Annotated in this window: 17 protein-coding genes and 1 pseudogene; 4 read left to right on the top strand and 14 right to left on the bottom strand. The window is 66.3% G+C overall.

Annotated features, from left to right (window positions below):
- Positions 1-38: 38 nt before the first annotated feature.
- Complete coding sequence (locus HB681_RS05195) at positions 39-590, top strand: VOC family protein (RefSeq protein WP_213953699.1); 552 nt, start codon at positions 39-41, stop codon at positions 588-590.
- 16 nt (positions 591-606) lie between these two features.
- Positions 607-1,377 carry an IclR family transcriptional regulator gene (locus HB681_RS05190; RefSeq protein ID WP_213953698.1) on the top strand — a complete coding sequence of 257 codons (771 nt, stop codon included), beginning with the start codon at positions 607-609 and terminating at the stop codon, positions 1,375-1,377.
- 25 nt (positions 1,378-1,402) lie between these two features.
- On the opposite strand, the pseudogene HB681_RS37925 reads toward HB681_RS05190, so the two are convergent.
- Positions 1,403-1,489, bottom strand: a pseudogene (locus tag HB681_RS37925) (hydrolase); the annotation flags it as partial.
- A gap of 74 nt (positions 1,490-1,563) precedes the next feature.
- Positions 1,564-2,433 (bottom strand): pirin family protein, encoded by an 870-nt coding sequence (locus tag HB681_RS05185; protein ID WP_213953697.1) that lies wholly within the window; start codon positions 2,431-2,433, stop codon positions 1,564-1,566.
- Positions 2,434-2,552: 119 nt separating this feature from the next.
- On the opposite strand from HB681_RS05185, the gene HB681_RS05180 reads away from it, so the two are divergent.
- On the top strand, positions 2,553-3,458 hold the full coding sequence (locus tag HB681_RS05180; protein WP_213953696.1) for a LysR family transcriptional regulator: 906 nt from the start codon (positions 2,553-2,555) through the stop codon (positions 3,456-3,458).
- 216 nt (positions 3,459-3,674) lie between these two features.
- On the opposite strand, the gene phnY is transcribed toward HB681_RS05180, so the two are convergent.
- Genes phnY through HB681_RS05150 form a run of 6 tightly spaced genes read right to left on the bottom strand, consistent with a single transcriptional unit; the run spans position 3,675 to position 10,017 of the window.
- Positions 3,675-5,132, bottom strand: coding sequence for a phosphonoacetaldehyde dehydrogenase (gene phnY, locus HB681_RS05175; RefSeq protein WP_213953695.1), 1,458 nt, complete (start codon positions 5,130-5,132; stop codon positions 3,675-3,677).
- Positions 5,129-6,229, bottom strand: a complete 1,101-nt coding sequence (psrA, locus tag HB681_RS05170) for an iron-containing alcohol dehydrogenase PsrA (RefSeq protein ID WP_213953694.1) — start codon at positions 6,227-6,229, stop codon at positions 5,129-5,131. The genes phnY and psrA overlap by 4 nt, the downstream gene beginning before the upstream one ends.
- A gap of 8 nt (positions 6,230-6,237) precedes the next feature.
- Positions 6,238-7,482, bottom strand: a complete 1,245-nt coding sequence (gene phnA, locus HB681_RS05165) for a phosphonoacetate hydrolase (protein ID WP_213953693.1) — start codon at positions 7,480-7,482, stop codon at positions 6,238-6,240.
- Positions 7,482-8,300: a phosphonate ABC transporter, permease protein PhnE gene (gene phnE, locus HB681_RS05160; RefSeq protein WP_213953692.1), complete on the bottom strand. Its 819-nt coding sequence runs from the start codon at positions 8,298-8,300 to the stop codon at positions 7,482-7,484. Before phnE ends, phnA begins: the two co-directional genes overlap by 1 nt.
- Positions 8,297-9,145: a phosphonate ABC transporter ATP-binding protein gene (phnC, locus tag HB681_RS05155; protein WP_213953691.1), complete on the bottom strand. Its 849-nt coding sequence runs from the start codon at positions 9,143-9,145 to the stop codon at positions 8,297-8,299. The genes phnE and phnC overlap by 4 nt, the downstream gene beginning before the upstream one ends.
- On the bottom strand, positions 9,142-10,017 hold the full coding sequence (locus HB681_RS05150; RefSeq protein ID WP_213953690.1) for a phosphate/phosphite/phosphonate ABC transporter substrate-binding protein: 876 nt from the start codon (positions 10,015-10,017) through the stop codon (positions 9,142-9,144). Before HB681_RS05150 ends, phnC begins: the two co-directional genes overlap by 4 nt.
- Before the next feature lie 259 nt (positions 10,018-10,276).
- On the opposite strand from HB681_RS05150, the gene HB681_RS05145 reads away from it, so the two are divergent.
- On the top strand, positions 10,277-11,155 hold the full coding sequence (locus tag HB681_RS05145; RefSeq protein WP_213953689.1) for a LysR substrate-binding domain-containing protein: 879 nt from the start codon (positions 10,277-10,279) through the stop codon (positions 11,153-11,155).
- 197 nt (positions 11,156-11,352) lie between these two features.
- On the opposite strand, the gene ugpC is transcribed toward HB681_RS05145, so the two are convergent.
- From ugpC to HB681_RS05115, 6 genes are all read right to left on the bottom strand, one after another.
- The gene (gene ugpC, locus HB681_RS05140; protein ID WP_213953688.1) at positions 11,353-12,426 is read right to left on the bottom strand and encodes a sn-glycerol-3-phosphate ABC transporter ATP-binding protein UgpC; all 1,074 of its coding nucleotides are present in this window, start codon (positions 12,424-12,426) and stop codon (positions 11,353-11,355) included.
- A 16-nt stretch (positions 12,427-12,442) separates the two neighbouring features.
- Positions 12,443-13,285 (bottom strand): carbohydrate ABC transporter permease, encoded by an 843-nt coding sequence (locus HB681_RS05135; RefSeq protein WP_213953687.1) that lies wholly within the window; start codon positions 13,283-13,285, stop codon positions 12,443-12,445.
- On the bottom strand, positions 13,275-14,219 hold the full coding sequence (locus tag HB681_RS05130; protein ID WP_213953686.1) for a sugar ABC transporter permease: 945 nt from the start codon (positions 14,217-14,219) through the stop codon (positions 13,275-13,277). Before HB681_RS05130 ends, HB681_RS05135 begins: the two co-directional genes overlap by 11 nt.
- A 66-nt stretch (positions 14,220-14,285) precedes the next feature.
- Positions 14,286-15,560 (bottom strand): sugar ABC transporter substrate-binding protein, encoded by a 1,275-nt coding sequence (locus tag HB681_RS05125; RefSeq protein ID WP_213953685.1) that lies wholly within the window; start codon positions 15,558-15,560, stop codon positions 14,286-14,288.
- Between the two features lie 37 nt (positions 15,561-15,597).
- The gene (locus tag HB681_RS05120; RefSeq protein WP_213953684.1) at positions 15,598-17,214 is read right to left on the bottom strand and encodes an FAD-dependent oxidoreductase; all 1,617 of its coding nucleotides are present in this window, start codon (positions 17,212-17,214) and stop codon (positions 15,598-15,600) included.
- The gene (locus tag HB681_RS05115) at positions 17,211-18,323 is read right to left on the bottom strand and encodes a LacI family DNA-binding transcriptional regulator (RefSeq protein WP_213953683.1); all 1,113 of its coding nucleotides are present in this window, start codon (positions 18,321-18,323) and stop codon (positions 17,211-17,213) included. Before HB681_RS05115 ends, HB681_RS05120 begins: the two co-directional genes overlap by 4 nt.

Below are 18,323 nucleotides of genomic sequence, written 5' to 3'. Positions count from 1 at the left end.
ACTTCATAAAAGCGCTCGGAACCGAGCAAGGAATTGCCATGACAAGACCCGGACTTGCCTTCAGCCATGTGGGCTTCTATGTGAACGACCTCTCCGCGATGGAGGACTTCTACGTGCGCGTGCTGGAGTTCACCGTCACCGATCGCGGGCAGCTTCCCGGGCCGCACGGACCGGTGGGCCTCGTCTTCCTGAGCCGCGATCCGGACGAGCACCACCAGATCGTCCTGATCTCGGGCCGCCCGGCGGACGTGAGCTTCAACGTGATCAACCAGATCTCGCTCAAGGCCGACAGCCTCGCGACGCTCAAGGAGATGCACCGGCGCGTGCAGCGCGAGAACACCGGTGAGATCACGCCGGTGACGCACGGCAATTCGCTGTCGGTGTACGTGCGCGATCCCGAGGGCAATCGCCTCGAGCTCTACATGGAGTTGCCGTGGTACGTCTCGCAGCCGCTGCGCCTGCCGGTCGACCTGGACCTCGACGATGCGGACGTCATGGCGAACGCCGAAGCCCACGCCCGGGCGCTGCCAGGCTTCAAACCGAGGTCAGAATGGCGTGCCGAGATGGCCCGCCGCATGGGCCTCGATTGAACGAACCCAGTCCGCCATGACCAGTCCTGCCCGCGTGCTCGCGATCCTGAATCTCTTCACCGAGGAACGCGCTGTCTGGCACACGGACGACATCAACGAGGCGATGGGATACACGCGGGCCACGGGGTATCGGTACGTCAAGGACCTGGTCGAGGCCGGCTTTCTGCAAAAGGTGTCGGGCGGCCGGTATTCGCTGGGCGCTCGCATCATCGAGCTGGACTACCGGCTGCGGCGCAGCGACCCGGTCCTGCTGGCGGCCGTGCCCGTCATGGACGAGATGGCGAGGAAGGCACGCATGGACGCCGTACTCACCACCATGTTCGGCATGAAGATCATCGACATCTACAGGGCGAGTGCAGACTCGTCGCTGCAACTCGGGTATGGGCGCGGGAGGCCGCGGCCGCTGTTCGCGGGCGCGTCGCCCAAGGTCATCCTGAGTTGTACGCCGCGGCCGCAGTTGGTGAAGATCTACGAAGCGAACGCCGCCGAGGCGCGCAAGCATGGGCTCGGGTCGAGCTGGACCGATTTCAGGGCTTACCTGTCCAACGTCCGCAAGCAAGGCTTCTACTGGTCGATGGGGGAGCTCGAAGAGGCGGTGGGTGGCATGGCCGTGCCGCTGCTCAACGAAGACGGGGAAGCCTTGGCCGCCCTGGCGCTGGTGGGAACCCACGAGGTGCTCCTGGCCATGGGCGAGGCACGAATGAGGGCGATGCTCGCGCGCGCCAGCGACGAAATTGGCAAGCGACTGGCCGACGGGGTGCAACCTCCGGGCGCGAACATGGCGTGAGCCTTGGCAAGCCGCGGAATCGCTCCACGGCCTGCGCCTTGCCGTAGCTCTCGATCAGCAGTTGGTACTCGGGAAAGATGCGCGTGTAGCCCCTGGCCCACTGCAGCGCGTCGGGCAGAGCACCTTGGGTGCGAGGCGGCAAAAATGGTCCGCCGACAGGCGGCGGACCGGATGGGAAACTGAAACCTAGGCCGCGATGCGCCCGAAGCGGCCGCTGCTGAAGTCGTCGAAGGCCTGGACGATCTCGGTCTGGCTGTTCATCACGAAGGGGCCGCTGCCGACGATCGGCTCATCGATCGGCTCGCCGCCCAGGAACAGCAGCACCGCATCACTGCCGGCCTCGATCTCCAGCGCGTCGCCCTCCCGATCGAGGCGCAGCATCTGCGCCTCGCGCAGGCTCTGCTGGCCGTTGACCGTCACGTTTCCGCGCAACGCCACCAGCGCCGCGGTGTGGCCCACGGGAAGCGCCAGGCGCGCCTTTCCGCCCTGGGCCAGGCGCAAGTCCCAGACGTTGATCGGCGTGTGTGTGCGGGCCGACCCCTGCCGCCCGTCGAATTCGCCGGCGATGACGCGCACCCGCCCTGCGCCCTGCGGCAGCTCGACGGCGGGGATCTGCGCGTCCAGCAGGGTCTGATAGCCGGGCGCGCCCATCTTGTCGCGCGCCGGCAGGTTGACCCAGAGCTGCACCATCTCGAGCCGCCCGCCGCGCTGCGCGAACGCCGGCGAGTGGAACTCCTCGTGCAGGATGCCGGAGGCGGCCGTCATCCATTGCACGTCGCCCGGCCCGATGAGGCCGCCCGCGCCGGTCGAGTCGCGGTGCGCCACCTCGCCTTCGTAGACGATGGTCACGGTCTCGAAGCCGCGATGCGGATGCACGCCCACGCCCCTGGGCCGCTCGCTCGGCTCGAAGTTCGCCGGACCGGCGTGGTCCAGCAGCAGGAAGGGACTCAGTTCCGCGCCGTGGCTCCCGTAGCTGAAGAGGGAGCGCACCGGGAATCCGTCGCCCACCCAGTGCCCGCGCGGGGCGTCGTACACACCAACAATCTTCTTGAGCATTTGCTTCACCTTTCTTGCGAATCCGATGGAATCGGGATGGGATAAGCATAAAAACAGAACGCCGCCAGCGGTAGTCCGCAATAATCGTCTTCATAGTTCCACTGATAGAACGATGAAGCATGCTGGACCTGAACGACCTCTTCTATTTCGCCCAGGTGGTCGACCACGGCGGCTTTGCCCCGGCGGGCCGCGCGCTGGGCATCCCGAAGTCGAAGTTGAGCCGGCGCATCGCACTGCTGGAAGAGCGGCTCGGCGCCAGGCTGATCCTGCGTTCCACCCGCAGCTTCGCGGTGACCGAAGTGGGTCGCGGCTACTACGCGCACTGCCGCGCCATGCTGACCGAGGCCGAGGCCGCCGAGGAGTCGGTCGCCATCACGCATGCAGAACCGCGCGGCGTGATCCGGATGAGCTGCCCGGTTGCCCTGCTGGCCTCGCGTATCGGCGAGATGCTCGCTGGCTTCCTGGCGCAATACCCGCGGGTGGAGCTGCACCTGGAAGAGACCAACCGCAAGGTGGACGTCGTGGCCGAGGGCATCGACCTCGCGATTCGGGTGCGGCCGCCACCGCTGGAAGACAGCGATCTCGTGATGCGGGTGCTGTCAGATCGTGGGCAATGCCTGGTCGCCAGTCCCGGTCTTCTGAAGCGGTTCGGAGCGGTGGCGGTCCCGGCGGACCTGCCACGCTTCCCGAGCATGCATCTGGGCCAGCCGCAGGACGAGCACCAATGGCAACTCGAAGGACCGGACGGCGCCATGGCCGAGATACGGCACCAGCCTCGCTACATCACGCGGGCCATGCTGGCCTTGAAGGCGGCAGCCGTCGAGGGAGTGGGCATCGTGCAGTTGCCGCGCATGATGGTGAGCGAGGAGTTCAAGGGGGGCCAACTGGTCCCAGTGCTGAGCGGCTGGGAACCGCGGCGCGAGATCATCCACGCGGTCTTTGCGTCGCGCCGCGGGCAGTTACCGGCAGTGCGGCTGCTGATCGACTACCTTGTCGAGCGCTTTGAAGCGCTGCAGGAAGATTGAAGTGAAACTGCCTCTGCGCTCGATCTTTTGCAGGGCGCCGCTTTTGCTCCGGGGCAGGCTCGCGCCGACGGTGTGCTCTGCTCCGCGAATGTCCCCCGGCCTGCGGCCTCCTCCTTTATTTCGCTGAGCAGAGCACACCATCGACGCGAGCCAGACGCGCAGTGCTTGATCGGCTGGCACAGCACGGCGTCACCCGTGCCGAAAGCATCGGGCCCCTCAACCCCAAGGCATCGTGAACGTCTTCCCATTGCAGAACGACTTCATCGCCTCCTGCACGCCCTCCTTGTAGCCGAGGCCTGAATCCTTGATGCCGCCGAAGGGCGTCAGCTCGATGCGATAGCCCGGCACCTCCCAGAGGTTGACCGTGCCCACCTGAAGCTCCGAAGCGAAGCGCTGCGTGTAGTCCATGCGGTTGGTGCAGATGCCCGATGACAGGCCGTAGGCCGTGCCGTTGGAAATGCGGATCGCGTCGTCGATATCCTTGAAGGTGATGATGGGCGAGACTGGTCCGAAGGTTTCCTCGCGCACCACTTCCATGTCGGGGTGCACGTTGTCGATGACGGTGGGCGCGTAGAGCGCGCCGTCGCGCTGGCCGCCTGCGAGCAGGCGCGCGCCTTGCGCGACCGCGTCGGCCACGCGCTTCTCGAACAAGGCGGCCGCCTCGGCGTCGATGACGGTGCCCATGTCGTTGGCGGCATCCATTGGGTCGCCGTGCTTCCAGCGGCGCGTTTTCTCGACCACGCGCTCGGTGAAGTCGCGCGCCACCGATTCATGCACCAGCATGCGTTTCACTGCTGTGCACCGCTGCCCCGAATTCTTGTACGAGCCCTGCACGGCCAGGTCGGAGGCCTTGTCGAGGTCGGCGTCTTCCATGACGATCAGCGGATCGTTGCCGCCGAGTTCGAGCACGATGCGGCGGTAGCCCGCCTTCGAGGCGATGTACTTGCCGATCGCCACGCCGCCGGTGAAGGTGATGAGGTCGACGTTCTCGTTGATCAGCATCTCGTCCGCGATCTCGCGTGGGTCGCCGGTGATGATCTGGAGCATCTCGTGCGGCAAGCCGGCTTCATAGAGGATGTCGGCGAGGAAGCAGGCGGACAGCGGCACCTTTTCCGACGGCTTAAGCACCATGCGGTTGTTGGTGGCAATGCTCGGCACCACCTTGTGCGCGACCTGGTTCATCGGATGGTTGAACGGGGTGATCGCGGTGATCACGCCCAGCAGCGGCTCGCGCGTGGTGATGACCTTGCGCTTCTTGCCGTGCGGCGTGAGGTCGCAGGAGAACACCTGGCCGTCGTCGCGCAAGGCCTCGTTGGCGCCGAACACCAGCACGTCGGCCACGCGGCCGATCTCGTAGAGCGAGTCCTTCCTGCACAGGCCCGACTCCAGCGTGATGAGCGTCGATGCCTCCTCGGCCCGCGCCCGGAGCAGGGCCGATGCGCGTTGCAGGATGCTGGAGCGCTCGTAGCGGGTGAGCGTGGCCTTGTAGCTGCGTGCGATCCGGTAGGCCTCGCGCACGTCGTCGACGGTGGCCATCGGCACCGAGCCGACGCGCTCCCGGTTGTAGGGGTTGAACACGTCGAAGGTGCGCGTGCGCGTCAGGCGCTGGTCGCCGATGCGAAGCACCTCGGCGCGAAAGTGCGCGCTGTCGCGCAAGGGGGTGTTGGTGGTCATGCTGCAAGCTCCGATGCAGTGCCGATGAAGTTCCTGCCGCGCGCGCCGGCCTGCGCATGCAGCACCATGTCGCGGGCCTCGTCGTCGCTCACGCCGTAGTCGGAAAAGCGGGTGCGCACGCCGAGGGCCTCGATGAAAGCCTCCAGCCGGCGCGGCGCGTTGGCCAGGGGCTTGCCCAGCGCCTGCTCCAGCACACGGTCGCGGTCGGCGCTCCGGCCCATGGCGCGCTCCAGCACCATCGGCAGGGAGAACGAACAGGCGATGCCGTGCGGGATGCCGTAGCGCAGCGTCATCTCGTAGGAGATGGAATGCGCCAAGGCCGTCTTGGTGTTGGAGAAGGCCAGGCCCGCCTTGAGTGCGGCGAGCGCCATGCGCGAGCGCAGGGACAGGTCCAGCGGGTGCTGCATCAACAGCGGCAACACCTCCAGGGTTTCGTGGATGGCCGCCACCGCGAACACGTCTGAGACGGGGTTGGCATTCACGTTCCAGATCGATTCGAGCGCATGCGACAGCGCATCGAGCCCGCTCTGGAGCGTCACGGCCGACGGTAGCGACAGCATCAGCTCGGGGTCGATCACCGCGTGGCTGGGCCAGGTCTGCGGCAGGTGCAGCGAATACTTCTTCTGCCGCTCGCGGTCCCAGACCGTCGCCCAGGGCGTGACTTCGCTGCCAGTGCCGGCGGTGGTCGGTACAGCAATCAATTGCTTGAAGCGCGTGGGCGAGAAAGGCCGCTCCCCGGACAGGCCGGCGACCATGTCCGCGAACCTGCCGCTGTCATTGCCCACCATGAGCGCCTTGGCCGTGTCGATGGCGCTGCCGCCGCCGACCGCCACGAGCACCCCGGTGTCGGCATGGTCGCGCCAGAACGTCTCCCACAGCGGCGCGAGTTCCGCCACATCGGGGTTGGGTCGCACCTGGTCGATCACACCTGCGAGTCGGTCGCCGAGGACCTGTTCGATGCGCTCCAGCAGCCCGACCGCCTTTGCCTCCGGAAAGGTCACCAGCACGGCCTTCCGACCGTTCAGCAGCCTCGGCAGGGACGACAGGGCCCCTGCCCCGTGCACTGTCTGCACGGGGTTGAAGTATTCAGTGGTCATTCGATCCTCTAGGGGGTGGTGACGGGCACGTGGTTGAGCGCCAGGTCGAAGATGTCGAAGTTGCGCAGGCGGCGCGCCGGCGAGACGCCTTGCAGCTGCCGGTTGAACAGCAGCGGCACCTTCTGTTCCGACAGCCCGCCGTGGGACCGCAACGGCACCGTGAGGCCGCTCAGGTCGTGCTCCGATGCGCGCGTGCCGATGACGGTGAGGTGGTCCGACACCACCACCAGGTCACCGATGCGATCACGGGGCAGCTCGAAACGTTCGGCCGCCTCTTCGCGCGTGAGAACGACTTCGATGCCGACGACGGCACGCAATGATTCGGCCAGCTCCTTCGCGGGCGCGTCTGCCGGCAGGTACACCGTCGCGAACGAACCGAGCGCCCCGTGGTGCACGACGTACGGGTCGGTGATCGGCAGGATCACGCACGCCTTGCCCGCGCCGGCCAGTTCGTCCATCACCTCTTGCAGGAAGACGATCTTCGGCTTGCCAGCCGCGTCGGTCTTGGGGCTCATGCCATGGTCCGCCGTGAGCGCGATGATCGCGCCCAGCGCATCCATCTCGCCGAGGTAGGCGTCCATCATCTCGTAGAAGGCGTTGGCGCCGGGTGTGCCGGGCGCGCACTTGTGCTGCACGTAGTCGGTGGTGGAGAGATACATCAGGTCGGGCCGATGCTGCTCCAGCAGCTTGACGCCTGCCGCGAACACGAACTCGCTGAGGTCGGCGCTGTAAACCGACGGCACGGGCTTGCCGACCAGCGCGCACACGTCGTCGATGCCGCCGTTGGCCATCGTCGCCTGGTCTGCCTTCTCGGCGGAGAAGCAGATGCCCTGCATCTCGTGGCCCAGCAAGGTGCGCAGCTTGTCCTTGGCAGTGACCACGGCCACCTTCGCACCGGCGCGGGAGAAGGCGGCGAGCAGCGTGCCGGCACGCAGGTACGAAGGGTCGTTCATCATCACTTCCTTGCCCACCGAGGTGTCGAGGAAGTAGTTGCCGCAGATGCCGTGCACCGCGGGCGGCACGCCCGTCACGATCGACAGGTTGTTCGGGTTCGTGAAGCTGGGCACCACGCAATCACCGATGAGTGACGTGCCTTTGGACAGCATGCGATCGAGGTTGGGCGCGACGCCGGCCTGGATGGCCTGCGTGATGTAGTCGGGCTCGCAGCCATCGATGCACAGCACCACGACCGGCTGCGTCGGGTACTTGTAGACACGGCCATTGGAAGAAACGATGTTCGGGTTCGTGGTCATCAACGACCTCCTTGTTGAATCCATGCACGCAATTTGCTGGAGATGTAGTCGGCCGCCATCACCATGACGACGATCACGAGAATGCAGGTGGCCGTGTCCTGGTACTGGAAGAGCTTCATGCTGCCCACCAGCTCGAAGCCGATGCCGCCTGCGCCCACCATGCCGAGCACCGTGGCTTGCCGCAGGTTGGTCTCGAAGCGGTAGAGCACCACCGCGATCCACGAGGTGATCACCTGCGGCAGCACACCGAAGATGATGGTCTGGATCGGCCCGGCGCCCGTCGAGCGCAGTGCCTCGATCGGCCCCTGGTCGATGTCCTCGATCGACTCGGCGAAGAACTTGCCGAGCATGCCCGCACCATGCAGTGCCAGGGCCAGTACGCCAGGGAACGGACCGAGTCCGACGGCCGCCACGAAGATCAGCGCGAGGATGATCTCGTTGATGCCGCGCATGATGTTGAGCACCTGCCGCACCGCATGGAACACGACGAGATTCGGCGAGATGTTGCGCGCCGCGAAGAAGCACACCGGCACCGCCAGCACGATCGCCAGCAGCGTGCCCCACATCGCGATCTGCACCGTCTCGATGGCAGGCTTCACCAGCTTCTGCATGAACGCCCAGTTGGGCGGGAACATGCGGCCGAGGAAGTCCGCGATCCATGGGAAACCCTTGATGAGTTCCCCGAAGCTCACCTCGCTGCCCACCGCCGCCCACCAGAACACGAGCATGCCTGCAACCGCAAAGGCAAAGTACTTGCCAAGGACCGAGTTGCCTTCCGACGGGCCGAGCAGCAGCTTGTAGCGTCCGACTGTGATCATGATTGCTCCAGGGAGAGTTGCGCGGCTGCCATCGGCATGGCGTTCGACGGATTCGAAGCCAGGTGGTCATTGGCGGCGACCGGCGCGGCGGTTGCCTTGCCGTCGTTCGTGCCCAGCCCACCCGGATAGATGAGGTGCAGCGTCTCTTCCGTGAGTTCATCGGGCCGGCCCTCGAACACGATGCGACCGCCAGCGACGCCGACGATGCGCTCGCCATATTCGCGGGCGTAGTCGACCTGGTGCAGGTTGCAGATCACCGTGATGCCGGATTCGCGGCTGGCCTGGCGCAGGTAGTCCAGCACGTTGCGCGAGGTCTTCGGGTCGAGGCTGGCCACCGGCTCGTCGGCCAGGATCACCTTCGGCTGCTGCGCCAGCGCACGGGCGATGCCGACGCGCTGCTTCTGGCCGCCCGAGAGCGTGTCGGTGCGCAGGTCGGCCTTCTTCTCCAGCTCGACGCGGCGCAGGCATTCGCGGGCGATGTCGATGTCCTTGCGCGGGAACAGCTGGAACCACGACAGCACGCTCGGCACTGCGCTGAGCCGACCAGTCAGCACGTTCTTCAGCACCGACAGGCGCGGTACCACGTTGTAGTGCTGGAAGATCATCGCGACCTCGCGCCGCACGCGGCGCATCGAGGCGCGGTCACCGGCGGAGCGCTTGCCATCGACTTCCACTTCGCCGGTGCTCGGCTCGGTCAGCTGGTTGATGCAGCGCAGCAGCGTCGACTTGCCGGCGCCCGACGCGCCGAGGATCACCAGGAACTCGCCCTTCTTCACATCGAGGTCGATGTGGTGCAGGGCTTCGAAGTCGCCGTAGCGCTTGGACAGGCCTCTGATCTTGATCATTTCATCTTGCTCAGGTCGAGGTTGAGGAGCTTGGCCGTGTCACGGATGACGTTGTAGGCCGCGTCAGTGGTCGGATGAAAACCATTGAGCAGGCCCTGGTCCGACCACGGGATGTCCTTCACTTCGAGGAAGGCTGCCTGCACGCGCGACTTCAGGTCCGGCGACAGGTTCTTGCGCCACACCGTGGGCGATTCCGGAATCGGGTCCGAGCGCCAGACTTCGACCAGGTCTTCGCGCTTGGCCAGGCCCTTGGCGATGGCGGCATCGAGGATGCGGTCGGCAATAGCCGCGGCATCGACCTTCTTGTTCTCCACGGCGATGGCGCTGGAGTCGTGCGAGCCCGAGAAGATCACGCGGCCGAAGTCGGTATCGGGATTGAAACCCGCCTTGATCAGCCCGGCCTTGGGGAACAGATGGCCCGACGTGGAACTCGGATCGACGAAGGCGAAGGTCTTGCCCTTGAGGTCCTTGATCGTCTTGATGCCGGTGTCCTTGTGGGCCACGATCTGGCTGTAATAGAAAGTGCGGCCGGCCTTCTTGGTCTCGGCCACGGCGAAGGCCTCGATCGGCGCGATGGTGGTGCCCAGCACATAGGAGAACGGGCCGAGGTAGGCCACGTCGAGCCGGCCGGAACGCAGCGCCTCGATGACGCCGTTGTAGTCGGCCGCGACGAAGGGCTTGACCGGCATGCCCAGCGCCTTGGCCAGCATGTCCATCATGGCCTGGCTGTTGGCGATCATGGCGCGGGAATCTTCCGAGGGAATCAACCCGACGGTGAGCGCCCCCGGCTGGGCAAGCCCGGTTCGGGTGAAGGCTGCGAGCGGCACGCCAACGGCGGCGGCGGCGAGCAGGGAACGACGACTGATCTTCATGGGGTTGGCTCCATCGTGATGCCGTCCTCGAGGGGTCGGCTCTGGCTGATCCGGGTCACGTGTCGTGCCTTGCGGCCCGGTGGTGTTCATACGCATCGCAATGACCTTCGCTGCATCGGTTTTCGCATCGAAGCATCTGCGCACGGTTCAATTGTTGGATGCCTGCATCCATCTATCCAATTCAAATTTTTCCGATCTCGTATAGAGTGGAGCTATACGACGTCCGGGAATCCACGGGGCAAATTCACCCTTCCTTGTTATGCGCCTGACACAACTACGTTCCTTCTATGCAGTCGCCCGCATGGGCAGCTTCACCAAGGCGGCCGAGCACCTCCACGTAAGCCAGCCCACGATCACGACGCAGGTGCGCTTCCTGGAGGAGAGCTATGACGTCGAGCTCTTTCACCGCTATGGCCGGCGCGTACGCCTGACGGAGATCGGCGAGCAACTCATGCAGTTGGCGCAGCAGATCTTCAGCCTCGAATCCGACGCGGTTCAACTGCTCGGCGACGCGGGCGAACTGAAGACCGGGCACCTGCGCGTGGCGGCGGTGGGGCCCTATCACGTCACGAAACTGCTGGTGCATTTCAACGAGCGCTTTCCGGGCATCAAGGTGTCGGTCAGCACGGGCAACTCGCAGGACGTGCTGGACCGCCTGCTCGACTACCGGGCCGAGGTCGGCGTGCTCGCACAGCTAGTGCGCGACGACCGCTTTCTCTCGGTGCCCTTCAGCAAGCACCCGGTAGTGATCTGCTGCGCGGCGAATCATCGCTTCGCCAAGCGTCGCAGCATCCGGCTTGCGGACCTGGAAGGCGAGCGCTTCATCCTGCGCGAGAACGGATCGACCACGCGCAAGGCGCTGGAACTTGCGCTCGACAAGACCAGGATAGAACTCAATGTCGTGATGGAAATCGGCAGCCGGGAGGTCATCCGCGAAGCGGTGTCGCAAGGTCTTGGGATCAGCGCCGTGTCCCTGGTGGAATACGTACCTGGTCCCGGCCTGCACATGGTGAAGATCAGCGATGCGGAAATTCATACCTACGCGCACGTCCTTTGCCTTGCGGAGCGGCGAGAGACACGAATGGTCAGGGAGTTTCTCGACACGATCACACCCGGCCCCGCGCAGAAGCGCAGCTGACTGAGCCCGCTCGCGACGAGGAACCCGAGGCATCGACACGGTCCTGCGACTACGTCCGCTTCAGGACTCGGCATTGCCAGATATTCGACCGTGAGCCGCGACAGCGCACGGGCCCCAATCGTGAGGGATGCTTCGTCAACATGGAGCGCGGCGAGTGGTTAGGCACCGTCACCTCGTGCATACCGACCCAATGCCGCTTATCCGCCACATCCCACCTCCAACCTCGCCCCACCCGCATCGAACAGATGCACCATGCCCGCCTTCGGCCGCAGGTGCAGCACATCGCCCGGCGCCGCTACCAGGCGCTCATGGAACAGCGCGATCACCGGCGTGTCGCCCAGGCGCAGGCTGAGTTGCGTGTCGGAGCCAAGGGGCTCCACCAGTAGCACCTGCGCCGCCGCGCCCTCGCCGACCGCGCAGATTTCGAAATGCTCGGGCCGGATCCCGCATGTGGCGTCGCGCCCCGCATGCGCCTCGATCACGCTCCCGTCCATGGGCAGCAGCAAGCCGGCCGCCGCGAAGCCCTGAGGCGTGCAACGGCCGCTGATGAAATTCATCGCCGGCGACCCGATGAAGCCGGCCACGAACTGGTTGGCCGGCCGGTCGAACAGCTCCAGTGGCGTGCCCACCTGCTCCACGCGTCCCGCATTGAGCACCACGATCCGGTCCGCCATGGTCATGGCCTCGACCTGGTCGTGCGTCACGTACACAGTCGTGGTCTTCAGTCGCTGGTGCAGTCCCTTGATCTCGCCACGCATGACGATGCGCAGCTTCGCATCCAGGTTGGAGAGCGGCTCGTCGAACAGGAACACCTGCGGATCGCGCACGATCGCGCGCCCCATCGCCACGCGTTGGCGCTGCCCGCCGGAAAGCTGACGCGGATAGCGGTCCAATAGTTGCGACAAGCCCAGGATGTCCGCCGCCCAGCGCACGCGCTCGGCGATCTCGGCCTTGGGCCGGCCGCGATGCTCCAGCGAGAAGCCCATGTTGACCGCGACCGTCATGTGCGGATACAGCGCGTAGTTCTGGAACACCATCGCGATGTCGCGGTCCTTCGGGTCCAGGTCGGTCACATCGCGCCCGCCTATGCGGATGCTGCCCTGCGTGACATTCTCCAGCCCCGCGATCATGCGCAGCAGGGTCGACTTGCCGCAGCCCGACGGCCCCACCAGCGCGACGAACTCGCCATCGGGAATGTGCAGGTCGAGACCGTGGATGACGTTGACGGCGCCGAAGCGTTTCTGGACGGTGGAGAGAAGGACTTCTGCCATGCGATGGAGTAAGAGATCAGCCCTTGAGGCCTGTATGGGCCAGGCCTTCGACGAACTGCTTCTGCGCCAGCACGAACACGATCAGCACCGGCAGCGCCGTCAGCGTGGCCGCCGCGAGCTGGATGTTCCACATCGGCCCGCCATAGGCATCGGTGAATTGCGTCAGTGCCTGCGGCAGCGTGAACTTGCTTGGCGTCGACAGGAACACGATCGGCTCCAGGTACAGGTTCCAGCTGTGCAGGAAGGTGAAGATCGCCACCGACGCCAGGGCAGGACGCGCCAGCGGCAGCGCGATGGTGCGGAAGATCGTGAAGCGCCCCAGGCCGTCCACGCGCGCGGCCTCGTCCAGTTCCACCGGCAGCGCGATGAAGAACTGCCGCATGATGAAGGTGGCGAACACGCTGGGCGCGCCGAACACCGGTATCAGCACCAGCGGCCAGTGCGTGTTGACCCAGCCCAGTTTCAGGAACATCCGGAACAGCGGCACGATGGTCACCTCCGACGGGATCAGCAGCCCCGTCAGCACCACGATGAACAAGGCGTTCGCCCCCGGAAAGCGAATGCGCGCAAAGGCATAGCCAGCCATCGACGACAGCGCCAGCGTGGCGAGCGTCACCACCGCCGCGATCCAGGCCGAGTTCCAGTACTGCTGCGCGAAGGGCTGGAGCGTGAACACCTGCCTGTAGCTGCTCCAGTCCGGGTGCGTCGGAATCAATTCGGGCGGGAAGATGAAGATGTCGCTGATCGGCTTGAGCGACGAGGTCACCATCCACCAGGTCGGGAACACGAAGGGGATGAGCAGCACGCACATCAACCCGTAGAGCGCGACCTTCATGCGCGGCGGCAGCTCACTGTTCATGGAACACGAACCTCTTGCGCATCTGCCATTGCGCCAGCGTGAGCAGCGCGACGATCGCGAACAGCACGATGGCCAGCGTGGACCCGTAGCCGAAGCGGTGGAACTGGAAGGTCTGCTGGTACAGGTAGTACACCAGCACCGTGGTCGACACGCCCGGCCCGCCCTGCGTGAGCACCGCGATCTGCGCGAACACCTGCAGCGAGCCGACGATGGTGATGATCGAGGTCAGCAGGATGGTCGGGCTGATGAGCGGCAGCGTGATGCGGCGGAACTGCGCGAAGCGCGGCGCGCCATCCATGCGCGCAGCCTCGTACAGCTCCCGCGGCACGCCCTGCAGCGCGGCCAGGAACAGGATCATGTTGAGCCCGACGTTCTTGAACACCTGCATCACGATCACCGACACCATCGCGGTGCCGGGCGCGCGCAGCCAGTTCGGCCCCTGGATGCCCAGCAGCCCGAGCATGCCGTTGATGCCGCCGTTGTTCTGCAGCAGGAAGCCCCACACGATGGTCCACGCCACCAGCGACACCACCACCGGCGAGAAGAACAGCGTGCGAAACACCGTGATGCCCGCGAGCTTCTGGTTGAGCAGCACGGCCAGCAACAAGGCCAGGCTCATGTTCAGCACCACCAGCCCGCCGGAGAACAGCGCCGAGGCCAGCAGCACGCCGGGCAACGACGGGTCGTCCAACAGTTGTCCGTAGTTCTGCAGGCCGGTGTACTCGAAGGTGTTGGCCAGCACGTTCCATTCGTGCAGCGAGTACCAGAACACCAGGGCGAGCGGCACCAGCACGAAGACCAGCGTGCCCACGAGTTGCGGCCCGGCGAACAGGTAGCCCGCCAGCGCATCGCGCCGCGCGATGGTCCAGAACCGCCGAGGCGCATGGGCCCGCAGGTCGGACGCGGCAACGGGCGGCAGGGACGTGCTGGACATGGCGTGGCGGCGCGGGTGGCTTGGGGTGACGTGGCCTGGCGGTACGTAGTGCGTTTGCAGCAGCGCCTACTTCGCGAGCAACGGCCCGATCTGCGCGCAGATCGCACGCGTGGCGGCGGGGATGTCGGCTTGCGGCTGCCAGACGGCATCGAGGCCCGAGCGCACCATCTGCTGCAGCCGCGCGAAGTCCGTGTGCCCCGGCATCAGCTTGCCGGTCGCGATGCCCGAGACCACGACCTTGTCCAATTGCGCGGGCGACAGCAGCGCATTGGTCTTGCCGAGCACCTCCGCGTTCAGCAGCGACTTGCGCGCCGACGGGAAGAACTGCGCCAGCTTGGCCGAGTTCTCGGCATTGGTCATGTAGGCGACGAAGGCGGCGGCCTGGTCAGGGTTCTTGCCCGCCTTCAAGACGCCGATACCCGCCTGGCCGACGATCGCATAGTCGCCCGTCGAGCCCTTGGGCAGTGGCACCAGGTCCCAGTCGAATTTCTTGTCCTTGGGCAGCAGCGAGGCGCGGCTGATCTGCGTGATGGTCATGGCGGCGTCGCCCGCGAAGAAGTCGACGTTCTGGCCCGGGCCGGGGATCGCCTTCTTCGTGAAGATCGCGTCGTGAATGAAGCCGAGCGCATCGACCATCGGCTTGTCGGCCAGCGTGCAGCGCTTGCCGTCGGCGCTCCACGGCGCGGCGCCCCAGCCGTTCCAGACCGACGACAGGTACTGCCAGGCCTGGTAGTTGAAGTCGCGCACCACCATGCCGCCCTTGCCGGGCTCCTTTGCCACGGCCTGCGCCGAGGCGATGGCATTGGGCCAGGTCCACTGGCCGGCGGCGATGAGTTCCGCCGGCGTCTTGGCGCCGGCCTTCTTGATGAGGTCGTTGTTGACGAACACCGCGAAGGGCGAGGTCGAGAACGGATAGGCATAGAGCACGCCGTCCTTCGACCAGCGCTCGGTCGCACTCGGGGCGACGTCACCGAGGTTGTAGCCCGGCGCCGCGGCCAGCGTCTTCGTGAGCGGCACCAGCGCGCCCGAGTTGACGAAGTCGTAGGCCGTGGTCTCGAAGATCCAGGCCATGTCGGGCGCATTGCCGCCGGCGATCTGCGTGGTCAGCGCGGTGGTGTAGTTATCGAAGGGCAGCGACTCGAAGCTGACCGCGACGTCGGGTTGGGTCTTCCTGTAGTCCTCGGCGATGCCGTTGAAGAGCTTCAGGTGCGCCTCGTTGGCGCTCCAGATCGTCATGCGCAGCTTGACCTGCTCTGCGGCCGACGCGCTGGCCGCGAGGGCCAATGAGAGCGCCAGCCCGGCGAGAGTGCGCAATGCGAAGTGCTTGTTGCGATAGGACATGATGATGGTCTCCTGCTCGTTGTCGATGCGGTGTGTTTCAGTAGGCGCGAACGTCGGGCCAATGCGTCTCGACGCCGGCGCGCTCCAGCAGCGCCTGGAAGGTCGCCAGTCGCGCGTCGTCGGCCTGCACCTGGTGCGGCATGGCGCCGGTCTCCAGGCAATGGGCCGCCAGCATGCCGGCCACCTCGCCGACGTTCCATTCCACCGGGTGCAGGCGATAGCAGCCGTTGGTGATGTGCGTGGTCGCGATGTTCTTGCCGCCGGCCAGCAGGTTCGTCATGCGACGCGGCAGCAGGGCGCCCAGCGGGATCTCGAAGGGGCACGATGCCACGTCGATGTAGTTGTCGCCGCCCGTGGAAGGGTGCAGGTCGATGCGGTACATGCCGACACCCACGCTGTCGCGGTAGCGCACCGCTCCCTGGTCGCCGCGCACCGCGTGCGACAGGTGTTGCTCGACGATGCGCGTCACGCCCAGGATGCGCCGGCTCTCGCGGATGTAGGGCGCCATGGCCAGACCGTGCGTGGTGCCGGTGATGTCGCCGCGCAGTCGCAGGCCCGGGAAGCCGGTGCCGCCGTCCTCGCGCGGCGCTTCGGTCTGCAGCCAGTGGAAGACCGAATAGGACAGCTCCGCCGCGCGCGCCAGGTGATGCGCCTTCTCGGCCTCCGTCACATCGAGGATCGAGCCCTCCATGTAGTCGATCATGGGCCAGTTGACCAGGCAGATGTCCGAGGCATACGCGCCCGGCACGAAGTTGCGCCGCGCCGCGATGCGGCGGAAAGTCCACAGGTTCATGTCGCCGCCGCCCTTGCGCTGGTCGGCGTCCACCAGCAGCGGATCGTCATCGGGGTTGGGCGTGAAGGAACGCTCGACGATTTCCAGCGTGCGCGGCAGCGGCGCCTTGAAGCCGAGCAGCGGCCCGCCCCAGAAGTGCGGCTGGACAGCACGCCAATGGTCGTAGTTGCGCGGCTTGTCGAGCGCGTGGTCGCCGTCCACGTGATCGACGGCGAAGCAGATCGACACCGCCTGCACGTTGTCGGGCTGCGCGGTAGCCGGCGCGCTGGGCTCGCCGGTGTCGGCCTGGCTTTCGAAGCCTTTCACGTACTCTGTGCCGGTGAGCGGCAGCAGGTCGCCGAGTTCGGTGGCGTCGATGACGAAGGCGGCTTGCACGGTGACTTCATGGCCGGTGTCGCGATGGCGCAGTGTCACGGCGCGGAGGGCGTCGCCATGTGTGTCCGCGGCCACTGGACGGTACGGCTGGAGCACCGTCAGCAGGCCACCGGCGCGGTAAGGTGCCAGCATGGCTTCCAGCACGGCCAGGCCCACGCGCGGCTCGGCGCAGATTCGGCTGACCCATCCGGCGCCGGGGTTCAGTTCGTCCCAAGCGCGCGCGCCCTCGGTGAGCGGATAGTGATCGCGATAGTGGCGCCGGATGCCGTTGCGCAAAGCGCGATAGCGGCGCGTGACACCGAAGCGCTCGACCCAGGTGTGCTCGTCCGGCGGCACCGCCTGGCTGGTGAGTTGACCGCCGATCCAGTCGTATTCCTCGCTCATCACCACGCTACGGCCGAGCGCCAGCGCGCCGAGCGCCGCGGCCACGCCACCGAGGCCGCCGCCGACCACGAGGATGTCTGTCTTCAGTTCTTGCATGTTCATTGTTTGGGGAAATGGATGGCGCCTGGCGCCTTGGAAGTCGTCTCGCCCGCATCGGCGCGTTCAACTGGCTTTTCCGGGTGCGACTTCGCCGGGCCGAGGGTCTCGCCGCGGATCGGCTCACACGGCAGCAGCAATTGCTGCGCGGCCTTTTGCGCGGGGCCTTCCACCATTCGCACGAGCATGGCCGTCGCCTGCCGGGCCATCTCCTCGCGCGGGATGGCGAAGGACGCGAAGCGCGTGCCGCTGCCCTCGGTGCGGATGTGCGAGCCCATGGCGATCACCGAGAAGTCGGCCGGCAGGCCCAATCCGCGCGCGCGGGCCGCGCGTTCCAGCCGCACGGCATCGACCAGCTCGACGCAGAAGGCCACGGTGGCGCCACTGGCCAGCAGCGCATCGAGCAGGTCGTCATCGCCTGCCGGGACGTCGGGCAAGTGCAGGGCCAGGTGCAGGTCGGCGCCGAGCGCGGCGGAAAAGCCCTGCCATCGGTCGGCCATCGATTCGGCGGGGCCCGTGTGCCCGAGATAGGCCAGCCGCCGATGCCCCAGTTCGCGCGCCTGCTGCACCAGCGCGCCGGTGGCGGTCGCATAGTCGCCGCCGACAAAGGGCACCGGGCCGCCGGCAGCCTCGCGCCGGCCGATGGCCACGAAGGGGTAGTCGCCTGCCACCAGCCGCGCCAGTTCCGCCGCATCGAAGGTCTTGCCCAGCACGATGCAGCCGTCGGCGATGCGCAGCCGGCTCTCCTCGGCGAATATCTTGCGCTGTGCGCCCTGCCCTGCGCCGGTCAGCATCAGCAGGTCATAGCCGCGGGCCTGCGCCTCTTCCTCGATGCCGAACAGGAAGGGGAGGAAGAAGTCGGAATGCGCGCTTGGAAAAGCCGGTTCGTAGGTGAACACGGCGAGGATCCGGTTCGAGCCCTTGGCCATGCGGCGGGCGATCGGGTCCGGCACGTAGCCGGTCTCGCGAATGATGTTCTGCACCCGCTCACGCGTTGCCGGCGGAATCCGCGCGAGCGCGTTTTCCGCGCCGTTGAGCACCAGGGACACGGTCGCCTGGCTCACGCCGGCGAGCTTGGCAATGTCGTGCTGGGTCAGGCGACGGGTGGATGGCAT

Source organism: Variovorax sp. dw_954 (assembly GCF_018449755.1).
In the GTDB taxonomy this organism is placed as follows: Bacteria; Pseudomonadota; Gammaproteobacteria; order Burkholderiales; family Burkholderiaceae_C; genus Variovorax.
This window is presented reverse-complemented; position numbering and strand designations above follow the sequence as displayed.

Bases quoted from the DNA above. Each gene is read 5' to 3' on its own strand.
- phnC (WP_213953691.1), bottom strand. From the start codon at position 9,145: ATGATCAAGATCAGAGGCCTGTCCAAGCGCTACGGCGACTTCGAAGCC.
- psrA (WP_213953694.1), bottom strand. From the start codon at position 6,229: ATGACCACTGAATACTTCAACCCCGTGCAGACAGTGCACGGGGCAGGG.
- HB681_RS05195 (WP_213953699.1), top strand. From the start codon at position 39: ATGACAAGACCCGGACTTGCCTTCAGCCATGTGGGCTTCTATGTGAAC.
- phnA (WP_213953693.1), bottom strand. From the start codon at position 7,482: ATGACCACGAACCCGAACATCGTTTCTTCCAATGGCCGTGTCTACAAG.
- HB681_RS05150 (WP_213953690.1), bottom strand. From the start codon at position 10,017: ATGAAGATCAGTCGTCGTTCCCTGCTCGCCGCCGCCGCCGTTGGCGTG.
- HB681_RS05120 (WP_213953684.1), bottom strand. From the start codon at position 17,214: ATGAACATGCAAGAACTGAAGACAGACATCCTCGTGGTCGGCGGCGGC.
- ugpC (WP_213953688.1), bottom strand. From the start codon at position 12,426: ATGGCAGAAGTCCTTCTCTCCACCGTCCAGAAACGCTTCGGCGCCGTC.
- HB681_RS05135 (WP_213953687.1), bottom strand. From the start codon at position 13,285: ATGAACAGTGAGCTGCCGCCGCGCATGAAGGTCGCGCTCTACGGGTTG.
- HB681_RS05130 (WP_213953686.1), bottom strand. From the start codon at position 14,219: ATGTCCAGCACGTCCCTGCCGCCCGTTGCCGCGTCCGACCTGCGGGCC.
- HB681_RS05115 (WP_213953683.1), bottom strand. From the start codon at position 18,323: ATGCCATCCACCCGTCGCCTGACCCAGCACGACATTGCCAAGCTCGCC.
- HB681_RS05185 (WP_213953697.1), bottom strand. From the start codon at position 2,433: ATGCTCAAGAAGATTGTTGGTGTGTACGACGCCCCGCGCGGGCACTGG.
- phnY (WP_213953695.1), bottom strand. From the start codon at position 5,132: ATGACCACCAACACCCCCTTGCGCGACAGCGCGCACTTTCGCGCCGAG.
- phnE (WP_213953692.1), bottom strand. From the start codon at position 8,300: ATGATCACAGTCGGACGCTACAAGCTGCTGCTCGGCCCGTCGGAAGGC.
- HB681_RS05125 (WP_213953685.1), bottom strand. From the start codon at position 15,560: ATGTCCTATCGCAACAAGCACTTCGCATTGCGCACTCTCGCCGGGCTG.
- HB681_RS05190 (WP_213953698.1), top strand. From the start codon at position 607: ATGACCAGTCCTGCCCGCGTGCTCGCGATCCTGAATCTCTTCACCGAG.
- HB681_RS05145 (WP_213953689.1), top strand. From the start codon at position 10,277: ATGCGCCTGACACAACTACGTTCCTTCTATGCAGTCGCCCGCATGGGC.
- HB681_RS05180 (WP_213953696.1), top strand. From the start codon at position 2,553: ATGCTGGACCTGAACGACCTCTTCTATTTCGCCCAGGTGGTCGACCAC.